The sequence below is a fragment of the Gemmatimonadota bacterium genome (assembly GCA_041390105.1).
GTDB lineage: Bacteria > Gemmatimonadota > Gemmatimonadetes > Longimicrobiales > Gaopeijiaceae > JAGQIF01.
On the sequence record JAWKQO010000003.1, the window covers coordinates 668,279 to 679,986 of the forward strand.

The 11,708-nt window shown below is 67.3% G+C and carries 13 protein-coding genes; 6 read left to right on the forward strand and 7 right to left on the reverse strand.

Translation table 11 applies throughout. The features are described from left to right. Positions 1–171 precede the first annotated feature (171 nt). Complete coding sequence (locus tag R3E10_16010; protein ID MEZ4417260.1) at positions 172–1,584, forward strand: S8 family serine peptidase; 1,413 nt, start codon at positions 172–174, stop codon at positions 1,582–1,584. Between the two features lie 105 nt (positions 1,585–1,689). Here R3E10_16010 and R3E10_16015 read toward each other — a convergent pair whose 3' ends face one another. The 4 genes from R3E10_16015 to R3E10_16030 form a co-directional block, all read right to left on the reverse strand. Further along, the gene (locus R3E10_16015; protein MEZ4417261.1) at positions 1,690–2,439 is read right to left on the reverse strand and encodes a hypothetical protein; all 750 of its coding nucleotides are present in this window, start codon (positions 2,437–2,439) and stop codon (positions 1,690–1,692) included. A 310-nt stretch (positions 2,440–2,749) separates the two neighbouring features. Continuing rightward, positions 2,750–3,838, reverse strand: a complete 1,089-nt coding sequence (locus R3E10_16020) for a sialidase family protein (protein ID MEZ4417262.1) — start codon at positions 3,836–3,838, stop codon at positions 2,750–2,752. Continuing rightward, positions 3,835–4,719: a M23 family metallopeptidase gene (locus R3E10_16025; GenBank protein MEZ4417263.1), complete on the reverse strand. Its 885-nt coding sequence runs from the start codon at positions 4,717–4,719 to the stop codon at positions 3,835–3,837. The genes R3E10_16020 and R3E10_16025 overlap by 4 nt, the downstream gene beginning before the upstream one ends. Then, a complete protein-coding gene (locus R3E10_16030) occupies positions 4,716–5,561 on the reverse strand; it encodes an alpha/beta hydrolase-fold protein (protein ID MEZ4417264.1) in 846 nt (281 codons plus the stop codon). The genes R3E10_16025 and R3E10_16030 overlap by 4 nt, the downstream gene beginning before the upstream one ends. Before the next feature lie 141 nt (positions 5,562–5,702). Here R3E10_16030 and R3E10_16035 point away from each other — a divergent pair, with 141 nt between their 5' ends. Further along, positions 5,703–6,896 carry an alpha/beta hydrolase-fold protein gene (locus tag R3E10_16035; protein MEZ4417265.1) on the forward strand — a complete coding sequence of 398 codons (1,194 nt, stop codon included), beginning with the start codon at positions 5,703–5,705 and terminating at the stop codon, positions 6,894–6,896. A 60-nt stretch (positions 6,897–6,956) separates the two neighbouring features. Here R3E10_16035 and R3E10_16040 read toward each other — a convergent pair whose 3' ends face one another. Together R3E10_16040 and R3E10_16045 are read right to left on the reverse strand one after the other, a co-directional pair. Continuing rightward, entirely contained in the window at positions 6,957–7,892 is a 936-nt protein-coding gene (locus R3E10_16040) for a GyrI-like domain-containing protein (GenBank protein ID MEZ4417266.1), read from the reverse strand. A gap of 120 nt (positions 7,893–8,012) precedes the next feature. Then, positions 8,013–8,795 (reverse strand): dienelactone hydrolase family protein, encoded by a 783-nt coding sequence (locus tag R3E10_16045; protein ID MEZ4417267.1) that lies wholly within the window; start codon positions 8,793–8,795, stop codon positions 8,013–8,015. Positions 8,796–9,035: 240 nt separating this feature from the next. On the opposite strand from R3E10_16045, the gene R3E10_16050 reads away from it, so the two are divergent. From R3E10_16050 to R3E10_16065, 4 genes are all read left to right on the forward strand, one after another. Continuing rightward, positions 9,036–9,515 carry a hypothetical protein gene (locus R3E10_16050; protein ID MEZ4417268.1) on the forward strand — a complete coding sequence of 160 codons (480 nt, stop codon included), beginning with the start codon at positions 9,036–9,038 and terminating at the stop codon, positions 9,513–9,515. Between the two features lie 90 nt (positions 9,516–9,605). Continuing rightward, on the forward strand, positions 9,606–10,154 hold the full coding sequence (locus tag R3E10_16055) for a sigma-70 family RNA polymerase sigma factor (protein ID MEZ4417269.1): 549 nt from the start codon (positions 9,606–9,608) through the stop codon (positions 10,152–10,154). Further along, positions 10,151–10,528, forward strand: a complete 378-nt coding sequence (locus R3E10_16060; protein ID MEZ4417270.1) for a hypothetical protein — start codon at positions 10,151–10,153, stop codon at positions 10,526–10,528. Before R3E10_16055 ends, R3E10_16060 begins: the two co-directional genes overlap by 4 nt. Continuing rightward, entirely contained in the window at positions 10,525–10,926 is a 402-nt protein-coding gene (locus R3E10_16065; GenBank protein MEZ4417271.1) for a hypothetical protein, read from the forward strand. Before R3E10_16060 ends, R3E10_16065 begins: the two co-directional genes overlap by 4 nt. Before the next feature lie 13 nt (positions 10,927–10,939). On the opposite strand, the gene R3E10_16070 is transcribed toward R3E10_16065, so the two are convergent. Continuing rightward, on the reverse strand, positions 10,940–11,647 hold the full coding sequence (locus tag R3E10_16070) for a hypothetical protein (GenBank protein MEZ4417272.1): 708 nt from the start codon (positions 11,645–11,647) through the stop codon (positions 10,940–10,942). Between the last annotated feature and the right edge of the window lie 61 nt (positions 11,648–11,708).

Genomic DNA, 11,708 nt, shown 5'->3' on the forward strand with positions numbered 1-11,708 from the left:
CCCGACCAGAGTGGAGTCCTCTGCCGGCGGGAGCAACCAGGAACCAAGCGGCGGGGCTGGCCTGGCGCCTGACGGCGCCATACAGTGAGCGGGTTCCCGCACAGTGACCGCTCTCTCACCGCCGGACGAACGTCCGCGCGGGGCTCGGAGCGCTGCTTGCTTGGAGGTGCCATGTCGGTTTCACCCCGTCGTCACGCTGCCCGGACGCTATCCGGCGCGGCGCTGTTGCTGTTCGCTGCTGCATGCTCTGAGACCGATCTGGCGGGCCCCGCTGTTGCGGATGTCGATGTTCCCCTGGTCGGCGCGTTCGACATGTCGGGTGATCCGGCCACAGGTCGGCACCTGGTGATGTTCAAGGGCCAGGGCCCCGCCAACTTCGCTCAGACCGTGGCCGACCTGGGAGGCACGGTCGAGTTCAGCCATCCGATCGGCATCGCCATCGTCTCCGGCCTGGACGCGGCCGGCGCCACCGCCCTCGCGGGCACCAAGGGGATCGGGGACGTACAGGCGGATGAGTCGTTCCAGATGGACGACCAGCTGGGAAGCGCCGAGGACGCTGGAGCGATCGTGGCGTCTCCGTCGGATCCGACGACGGCGTCCCGCTATTCCAGACAGTGGAACCTGCCGGCGATCGGGGCGAACGTGGCCTGGGCCGCCGGACGTCTGGGCAGCTCGGCAGTGACCGTCGCGATCCTGGATTCGGGCGTCGATCCCGTCCATCCGGATCTGGCCGGCCGCGTGGACGCGTCCCGTTCCTTCTCCTACGTCCCGTCGGACGACGCACTCGTGGATGCGTTCTTCCCCGGCGCACCCTACTGGATCGACCTTCGCTACCACGGGACGCACGTGGCGGCCACCGTCGCGTCGAACGCGCTCGCGGCCGCCGGAGTCACCAGCGGAACGACGCTGATCTCCGTGAAGGTCTGCAACGTGAACGGCAGTTGCCCCTTCTCGTCGGTCATCGCCGGCGTGCTGCACGCGGCCGACAACGGCGCTCAGGTGGCCAACATGAGCCTGGGAGGCGGCTTCACCAAGGCGGGCAACGGGCGCTTCGTGGGATTCATCAACCAGGTCTTCAACTACGCCCGCTCGCGTGGGGTGACCATGGTCGTGGCAGCCGGAAACTCCGCGCTCGATCTCGACCACAACGGCAACACGTTCACCTCGTACTGTGACGTCAACGTCATCTGCGTCTCCGCCACCGGACCCACGTCGGGCGGAACCACGGGCCCCTGGCCGGATGCGGACACGCCCGCGGTCTACACGAACTTCGGTCGGTCGGCCATCAGCGTCGCCGCGCCGGGCGGAAACACTGGAGCGTCGGTGTGGGCCGCGTGTTCGACCTTCAGCCTGGTCGTCCCCGTATGCCGGACCGGGGTGTTCATTCTCGGAATCTCCGGAACTTCCATGGCCACCCCCCATGTCGCCGGCCTCGCCGCGCTACTGGTCGAGGACTACGGGGCGAACCCCGGCCGAATCCGGGGCCGGATACAGGCCACCGCGGACGATCTTGGTCAGCGCGGCACAGACCCCTTCTACGGGAAGGGTCGCATCAACGTCCCGGCGGCGCTCGGATTGAACTGACGCGGATGGCCTGACCCGACTGCTCCGACCGGCGGGCCGGGTCAGTCGTGATCTGTTGCGAGGGCGGGCTCCGTAGGGGGCCCGCCCTTCTGCGTAGGGTGGCCGCTACCAGGGCTCAGTGCGTAGGTCCTGAAGTGTTACCTCGCTCCATCCCGCATCCCTGCGGGTAAGCGTCAGCATTGTGAGACGCGACGTCCAGGTCGCGTGCCGATCCGACCGTTCGTCGGGTGCTCCCCACTCGGCCTCGACTCGGTCAATCAGCGGCTCCCAGCCCACCGCGGGCGGAATCCTGAGCACGATGGTTCGCACCGGACCGCCGAAGTCCAACACCAGCACCGAATCGGCCCCTGCGAAGACACCGGCCGTGCGCGCTCTTATTCCGGGAACGGAGCCCACCCTCGGGTAGCGCTCCAGGCCGGCGGGTAGCGGCTCTCCCAACGCGATGGTCGGACCATCGACCAGCTGCAGCTCGGTCGGGAGCGGTCGCAGAAGCGTGCTGGGCTCGCGAGGCTCCGTGGCGCAGTCCGCCGGAGTCAGGCGGACGTCCCGCTCGTGGTCCTGGATGCCCATGAGGTCGCTGAACGTCCGGAGCGTGCCGACCCAAGCGTCGCCGTCAGGGGTCAGAGATGTCGACGTGCCTGCGTATCCCGTCGTCAGCATCAGGTCGAGGGTGCCGGTCAGCGTCACGGATGCACTGATCCGATGCCTCACAGGAAGGACGTTGTCCGGGACGGCGACTTCGAGCTTCGGCGCCGCATCGCGCTCGCCCACCCTCCACGCGAAGTGGAGGCGCGAGGGGAGGGCGGACAGGCCGCCGGGGTCGCTGTCACTCGGCATCCAGCGGGACGGAATCATGCCTTCCTGCAGCGGCTCAACTCGCCAGGGCCCGAGCACGACATCATAGCAGCCGTCTAAGCCCTTGTGGTCAGACGCAGGCTGGCAGGCTGTCGCCAACAGCAGTAGCGCCAGGGCGGGGCTCCGGCTCCGGTAGGACAAGGCTGACCTCACACCCGCTCTTGAGGGTCGACGACGAAGACGTCAGGCTACTCTGGGCTGGTCTGGACGACTCACGGCCCTGCACCAAAGGTGGGATGGACGCAGACTAGCCGCAACTCAGTCTCGGAGTGGCGCTGCGAGGGCACATGCTCCCCCGAGCACGCTGGCACTATCTGGTCACCGTGCGCCAGTAGATCTCTTGACTCCCCTCCGGACCTTGCACCCAAGCTCCGAGATACTGACCTGGCTCGGCCGTCCTCGTGACGCGGTGCGAGTATCCATCGGGGAGCCACGACGCCTCCACCACGGCGCTGGGATACTGCCCCAGACCCGCGACTGGCAACTCGAGCACCTTGGTCGGCTTGGCGCCCGCCTGAAGCCACAGGATCCACTGGCTCCCGTCGTGGCGGGTATAGATCGCCGGAAACAAGTTGGCGACCACTCCATTCTCCCGCGTCACCTGCTGCGCGTTGCCGAAGCTCCGTCCATCGGGCGAGGTGGCGAAGAAGAGATCCGATTTGGGGATGGGAGGCGACCAGGGTACCGCGTTCGCGGTATCGTGACGCACCCACACCAGCGCAACGTCACCGCCGATTCTGGACGCGAAGGGCAGGTGGTTGTGTTGCTGTGGCGTATTTACGCCCGGCACCGGGACAGCCGTTTCCCATTCCGATGCGCTGGGTGGCTTGGCAGCGACGTAGATCCGATTGATCGTGGAGGGGAACTCCCGCTTGGACTCCACGAAGTAGACCAGTAGCGTGCCGTCCGCGCTCTCGGTGATCGTCGGCACCCAGTCGTCGACCAGGAACAGCGTCGTGACCGCCTCTTCTGGTGTCCAGGTCGTGCCGTCGAGCGACGTACTGTGCCGGATCTGTCCTACACTCAGCTGCACCCACTCGAACCACACCAGGTGGATGGTTCCCTTGCTGTCGAGAAAGAGGTTGGGATAGAAGTTCCCGAAAGGGTTGTCCGTGACCTGGACCGGAGCGGTGAACGACTGCCGATCGTCCGTCCCTGCAACGTAGATGTCGCCGCTGCCGGCTCGATCGGAGAACCAGGCGACCAGCACCCGGCCGCTGGGCAGAAGCAGCACGCTCGGATCCTCGTCCTTCCCGGGGCTGCCCACCGAGAGCAGCGAAGGGGGAGAGGCGGCGGGATCGTCAGCCGGTGCAGTCGGATCTGACTTGCACGCCGAGCTCCAGCTCAGGGTTCCCAATCCGACCACCGCGAGCGAGCGACACCACAGATTCTTTCTCATCGGGAATCGTTCCTCATCAGGTCGCATCCGTCCGGGTTGTGCTGCGGCGGATAGGCCACTCCCAACGCCAGTTCCAGCGGCGTCCGTCCGTCCGCGCTGACGGCGACCCGCACGGTCCTCCCCGGGTCGCTCACCAACGTCTGCCCGACATGGAAGTGCAAGTGAGGTTGACCGGCCAAGCCGCTGGCGCCGCTGCACCCGAGCAGCTGGCCGACCTCCACCCGCTGGCCGACCCGGACCATGATGCCCGCCCTCAGGTGGCCGTAGGTCGCCATGGTGCCGTCGGAATGACCAACCACCACCACGTTGGCCTTGTCCAACAGCTCGGGGTCCAGTCCGCCCTCCCTGAAGCCGTCCTGCACGTGGACGACCTCCCCGGCCCGAGCAGCGAGGATGGGCGTGCCCACCGGCATGGCGAAGTCCAACGCGTAGTGCATGCTTCCGAAGTGGCTGTCCCGTCCTCCGTAGCTTTGCGCCAGCCGTCGCGGCTGCTGCCCGCCGAACGGCAGAGCGTACAGATACTCCGCGTCGGGCTTCGTCAGCGCTGATCCCAGATCAACCTGCAGGACGGGTCGCGCACTCACGCTCCGGTCCCGCATGACTTCGTCCATCGTGACGGCGGCCGCCTCTGCGTGGGGAGGAACCACGACTTCCACCGGCAACTCCGAGCGCGGACGCAGATTCTCGAGACGACTGAAGGACAGTCGCACGGTGGCGGGGACGGGCTCGCGGTTTACGACCCGGTACTGCACTGCGCGAGGCGTCCGCAGGCGCTCCAGGCAGACACGCCAGGCACAGTTGGCCGCTTCCGGAGGAGCAGTGGTGCCGCTCGCGCAGGCCGCAGACAGCAGGCACAGTGCGAGGAGTCGCCGTCCGCTCATCGGCCTTCGGCAGCCTCCGGCTTGAACAACCACCGGAGTGCGTGCAGCGCGGCGGGATGGTAGATCGTGGCGTGCGTCTCCTCGGGCATGTCCCTGAAATGCCACTTCAGACCTGCCGGTGCGTCGCGACGCAGGAGTTCAGCCAACGCTCGCGTCAGTCGCGCCAGCTCGGGCTCCGAGCTGCACGCGAGGTAGACGGCGTGAGCGACGCCCGCACCTGCGATCCACTTGGGAGCCGCCTCAACCAGGTGCTCTCGGTTCCACCACACGCTGGGGTCGAACGCGATGTAGGTGTCGAAAAGCTCGGGCTCGAGCGCGAGGGTCTCGACCACGAACAGGCCCGCCAACGACTCCCCCATGATGGCGGTCTCGCCCGTGGTGGGATAGCGCGCGTCGATGAGGGGGAGCAGTTCCTCGCGCAGGAACGCTCGGAAGGCCGCCGAACCCCCCACCGTGGGCGCGATCGTGCGGTCCTGAGGATCGTCGGTCGGGCCCGTCAGGTCACGGCGGCGCTGCGTGTTCTCGATCCCCACCAGCAAGAAGGGTCGCATGGTGCCGTTGCCCACCGACACCTGCAGGAGACCGGCAATGTGCAGGAAGTCCTCCGCAATCCCGCCATCGGGCATGTAGAGGACCGGCCGCGCTGCGCCCGGCTCTTCGTCCCAGGCGGGCGGCGCGTACACGTTGATCCTGCGGGTCTCGCCCAACGCGCGTGATTCGACGGTGAAGGACTCGCCGATGGAGAGGAGCACGGGCGCCGACGCCTCAACGGAGGCGGATTGACCCAGCACCGGAGCACCGCAGACCAGGACCCACGCCACCGCAGCGCACAAGGCCTTCACTCTGCCCCTCCAACAGGGTCCGAATCGATGACGTCGTCCGGAAGTGTACCCCCCGACCGGCGCGGGAGTCCCCTCGCTGGCGTGGGAAGCCCCAGCGACGGCATGTTGCCAGCTTCGCTCATGTCCAGGCGGAGGTATCCGATGCGTGCGCTGACCCTGCTGGCCCTGCTTCTCCTCCCTACGCCGCTGCTGGGTCAAGGGCGCTATCAGGAGGCCGTCCAGATTGGCACCGTGGACTCGATCTGGTCCGCCTCCCTGGAGGAACAACGGCCTTTCCTGGTCTACACCCCGCCCTCTTACGGCGACGCGGAGCTCACGCCCCAACAGTATCCTGTCCTGTATCTGCTGGACGGAAATGCCCACTTCCACTCGGTCAGTGGCCTCATCCAGATCCTGGGCACCGGCGTGAACGGCACGTTCGTGATCCCCGAGATGATCGTGGTGGCGATCCCGAATACCGACCGCACACGGGACCTGACACCCACGCACACCACCCTGGGCTTCGACGGCACTCCCGCACCCGGCTTCGAGACCAGTGGTGGGAACGACGCGTTCTTCCGCTTCCTGAAGGACGAGCTGATCCCCCACATCGACTCGCGCTACCGCACGCTGCCGTACCGCGTGTTCGTGGGGCATTCGTTGGGAGGCATCACGGCCATCAATGCGCTGTACTCGATTCCCGAGACGTTCAACGCCTATGTGGCCATCGACCCGAGTCTGTGGTGGGACAACAGCACGCTGCTCCACCAGGCCAAAGCGTACTTCAGCACCGCACGGCTGGACGGAAAGGCGCTCTACGTAGCGCAGGCCAATACCATTCAGCCGGACGACTCCATCACCAATCCCCACTTCTCCGCCATCACCCAGTTCGATGCCGTGCTGAGTACCTACAACGAGAGTGGGCTGCGCTACGCCTTCCACTACTACAAGGAAGACGACCACGGGTCGGTGCCACTGATCTCGGAGTATGATGCGCTGCGCTTCATCTTCGATGGCTACAAGGTGCCCCTCCAGCGCGTTCTGGCGCAGCCGACGCTGTTGACGGAGCACTTCCGGAACGTGTCAGCGCGCTTGGGCCAGAACTTCCAACCCTCCGAGCGCATGTTCGCGCTCCTGGCCCAGGTGGCGGTCGCTCAGGATACGGCCAACGCCCTGGAGTTCGGACGCATGCGCGTGCAACTCTACCCACAGAGCTCTCCCGCCCATGAAGGGTTGGCTGATCTGCTCGCTGCGCAAGGCCAGACGGACGCGGCGCGCCAGCACTACGAGCACGCGTTGGCGCGAAGTCCGGACAGTGAGCGCGTGCAGAAGAAGCTCAGGGAGCTGGGGCGGTGAAGGAGGGCGGCCCCCTTGGCCGCCCTCCACCGCCCTTCTCGACCGTCGCCAGCCGACGGTCTAGTCGTCCGTCGCCGCCTCGAGTGGGATGTGCAGCTCGGTGCGGAGGTCCTGCTCGGGGACCTGGCCCGGCATGTTCAAGTACACCTCGTACGAGACGCCCTCGGCCAGGCGGTGACCGCTGGCCGGCAGCCATTGCCCCATCAGACGAGACCAGGTGTCGCCCAACGTCGAATAGGGGCCGATGTGCATCGTGACGGCGTGTGGGCCGCCGGGCAGGACGCGCTCCTCCAGACCTGAGGGGATCAGCGCGGTGTCCCCGACGGAGATCGCCGCCTCGGAGCGGAGCTCGGGCTCTGGAGTGATCTCCGGATCATCGTGGAACACGGCCAACATCTTCGAGCCGGGGCCGATCAGGCCCGCCTGGCCGGCGATCCCTCCCAGTCGTGCGAAGGCATCCGAGATGGTGTGGTAGGAGCCGCGGTGGGGTGTGTAGGCGACGCGCAGTGGCTCGAGTGTGCGAACGGTCACGTCCATGTTCTGTCCCTCGTCAGTGGTGTACAGGTCCTCCCACGCGACCCCCTGGTCGGTGTAGTGGACGCCGCTCCGCGCGGTCAGCAGGCACCGTGGCACCCACGAAGGGTGATCCCCACAGCGTGCCTCCGCCCTGAACGTCACGGGCGCCATGCCGAACGCGGCACCGAACGCGCGAGTGAAGGCAGCATGCGTTTCGTAGCCAGCGTCCGCGGCGATCCGAGACACCGTGTGATCGGTGAACGCCAAGGCCCGGGCAGCTCGCTCGAGACGGAGCCGACGATGCAACTCCAACGGTGTCTCGCCGATCATCCCGCGGAAGACCCGGTGGAAATGGAACTCGGAGGTCGCCGCTCCACGCGCCAGGCCGTCCAGGTCCAGCGCTGAGTCCAGGCTCGCGACGATGGTGCGGACCGCGTCTCTAACGGCGTCCCGGTAGTACGATCTCGTGGTGGGCTTCATGGAGACAACCTACTCGCGGATCTCGCGGCCGGCTTTTCCTGCTTTGCGCACTTTCCTCCTGCTGTGCGGAGGCGGCCCTGGGGAGGGCCGCCAACGGGCATGCCCCGGCGGAGCCTCGCGCTACGGAGATCGCCTGCGCTGAGCCAACACCCAGGGGATCAGCTCTGGATCGCGAAAGGCACGCGTCCAGACGTCGTGACCGCCGTCTGAGTACTCTGTGTAGCGAGGATCGGCACCGATGGCACGCAGGGCAGCGATCATGTCACGAGAACCCGCTACCGGTACGGTCGCGTCGAGTTCTCCATGAAATGCCCAAACCGGAACGGAGCGGGCGGCCGCGGCCCGTGATGGCTCCCCGGCCCCGCAAACGGGCACCGCGGCTGCGAATCGTTCCGCGCGTTTGCTGATCAGGTCCCAGACACCCATGCCACCGATGGACTGTCCCACCAGGTAGATGCGATCCGGATCGATGGGCCGAGCCGCCTCCAACGCGTCGACCAGCTCCAACACGCCACGTTCGAAACGGGAGATGTCGTCCGAGCCGAAGGCATCCCAGCGGCTCCCAGCAGGGATCTGCGGCGCCACCACGAAGACGGGAGTAGTGCCCTCGACGGCGGGAGTGGTCCACGCCTCGGTGCCGTAGGTGTTCCCACCTGAGATCTGTGCCTGGTTGTCCGTTCCTGCACCCCCACTGCCGTGCAGGAAGACGATGAGCGGAAGCAGCGCGGACCCCACGCGCTCGGGCACATGCAGTCGGTACCGGAGCGATGTCCCATCCGACGCCACAAACTCACCAGGATCGAACGTCTGGCTGGCCGACGTCGCCACCGGATCACTGCACGCGACCAGCGCACCGACCAGAGCCAGCAACGCAGCCGCCCGGCGACCCCTTTTTCGAGCCACCGGTCCCGCCGCCCGAGAGTCCCCAGCCTGTTGCATAGGCGTCCTGCTCCGGCGCTACCGCAAGCCGTCGGGTGTGATAGGAGGAACGGTACGCGTAGCTGTACGTGGATGGGTACACCGGGCATTACAGGAGGGGGCACCGCCCCCATCACGGGACCGCAGACCTCCGTAAACGTCCACCTCTCCTCGGTGGTACTCCAGAACGACGGCCCACCGTGTCCAGGAGACAAAGGAGAGACTATGACGCGCATCGCCCAGAGCGCCCTGATTGCAGCGACCCTGCTGGCCTCCAGTGCGTGTTCGGAGGCGGACTCACAACCGGCCGCACTCGATATGGAGGCCCTCGTCGCGTCGGCCCCCGACTGGACGCCAGCCGGCCTCACGGAGGGCCTCGGGTTGGAGCCTGAGCTGCAGGCGCGAATCAACGCGGAGATGGAACGCCTGCACACGTCGCTGCTGGAACTGGCCGAACGACATGAGGTCGCCGCCTCGCTGCAAGGCGAAGAGCAGGCCCGCTACCTGGCTGACCTCCACGACTCCCTGCAGTCGCTCCACCAGGAGCACTACGGCGTGTGGAACAGCCTGCCCGAGGATGCTCGTCAAGCCATCGCGGAGCGGCTTCATGCGCGCATGGAGGAGCATCATGCACAGATGGGGGTCAGCAGCAGGGAGGCCGGGGGCCTGCACGAGCGCCTGAAAGCGCTACATGGCTCCCACTAGTCCGTCCGATGTCGTCGTCGACCCGGCTCCTCCACCCACGGGGGCGGAGGAGCCGTGGCCGGCGGCGCCCGGAGCCCCCATGCTGCACAGATGAGCGAAGCCGATGTCGACGGCTGGGCGCGTCGAGCAAGAGACGGGGACGACGCCGCCTTCGAGACGCTCGTGCGCCATCTCGTGCGCCCGGCGTTGGCGGCCGCCTGGGAGTTCGTCCAGACCCGGGAGGACGCCGAGGATGTCGTGCAAGACGCCTTCACCCGCGCCTACCAACGCCTTCAACGTTATGATCCGTCTCGCCCCTTCGCGCCCTGGTTCTTCACCATCGTGCGCAACGCGGCACGCAACGCAAGCTCCTGGGATGCGCGCTGGGACCGGACCCCACTCATGGACGATCAGCTCGCGACTCAAGAATCCGACCCGCTGGACCGCATCGACGTCGACCACCGTCTGCAGCAGGCACTGGAGCTGCTCTCCCCCATGCAGCGCGCGTGCTTCAGGTTGACCGAGCTGGAGGGGTTCGGCCGCGCCGAGGTGGCTGAGATGCTGGGCGTGAGCGCCGCGACCGTGCGGGTTCACATCCATCGCGCACGCGCAGCGCTGCAGACTCAGATGGTCGATCTTCGGAGGAGGGTGCCACGGTGAGCAACGGTGTGCGACGGTCAGGGTCGCGTCTGCCAGACGATCCGAGCTATTGGAGCGAGCTGGCGGCCCGCAGCGTGACGCACGCGCTGGACGCTCGGCGCGCGGCTGGACGTGTCCCACCGCTCAGGACCTGGTGGGCGGATCTCGCGACGTCGTCGCTCCCGCTGGCGGCGACTGCCGTGCTGGCGCTGCTTGGGGGCATGTTCTTCATCGAGGACCGCGACGGGAGCCGCGCAGAGCCGGACGACGCGCCGTCGCTCACGCTCTCGCTCATTCCAGAGGATCCGCTTTTGCGGGCACTGCTCGCCCAGCCGAGCGAGCCCCCTGGGGAGGTGTTCCTGCTGCTGGCTACGACGAGGGAGACTCTACCATGATGCGAGGCAAGGCACTGGTGAGTGCCGTATCCCTCCTGGTGCTGGGCGCGGTACTGGGCATCGCTGCCGACCGCCACTTCCACCGTCCGATGCCACACCCAGTGGGTGCGGCTGCGCAGCACCGCGCGGTGTTGGAGGCCATGCAGAAGGAACTGCACCTCCACGAGGATCAGGTGCAGGCGATCAACGGCGTCATGCGCGAGCACCAGGTCTTTCTGCAAGGAGCCTGGGCAGACCTCCACCTGCAACTCAGCGCGGTGCTCGACACCGTGCACCAGGAGATCGAGGCGGTCCTGACGCCCGAGCAGCAGGTAGCCTTTCGCAGGTGGGCAGCCGAGGTGGCGGGCATGGACCCGCACGCGACGGGGGAGACGGGCCTACCCCTCACTCCTCATTGAGGGGAGGCAGCGTTCACTCTTCCGTCGTACCCGCGCCCCGCGTCGCGGCACGCAGGAGCGCTCGCTCCGCGATCCCCTCCATCTGCTGGGCACGCGTTCCGGCCCATCCAGGAAGCTGGATGAGCCCGGCGCCGAGGCCCACCATCCCGAACACCTCCAGGACGAACGCACCACGAATCGCCCCGTCCTTGATGCCTGTCGCGTAGAGCAGGAACAGCACTGCCCCCATCACGGCCATCATGGTACCCATCATCAAAGCCGCCTGGGCGCTTTCCTTGCGAGTACCCATGCGCAGACGGACACCGTCCCCGTCGGGCTCCACAGCCGCATAGAGGTTGCCGTTGCGCCATTCCCGGAAGGCGCCCTCGACACTAAGCCGCCCCTTGGCGTCGAAGGTGTCCCGCAGATCCACCACCAGCCGGTTCCAGTCGTCTTCGCTGAAGGGACCAGGGAGGTGGACGGAGTGCCCGACGCGCAGGGGGATGGGGCCGCGGCGCACGGGACCCACCGCCCTCCCGGGTCGCCGGTCGAGCGACAGCGCGGCTTCGGCGACCCGCGCGGGCTCGATGCCCGCCTCGGCTCCGATCTCCTGGAGTTCCGCCAAGCTGAACCCTGTCCCCTTGGAGGGAAGGGTCCCACGTCCCTCCCCCGCAGGCACGGGCGTCGAAGCCCGCTCGAAGATGGCGCGCACCTCATCGTCGTCGTAGCGCCGTTCGGTCATGGGTCGGCCTCCGGGAAGCTGCGGGGACGGAAGAGGCTGAAAGTAGCGCCTCGGGGGCGAG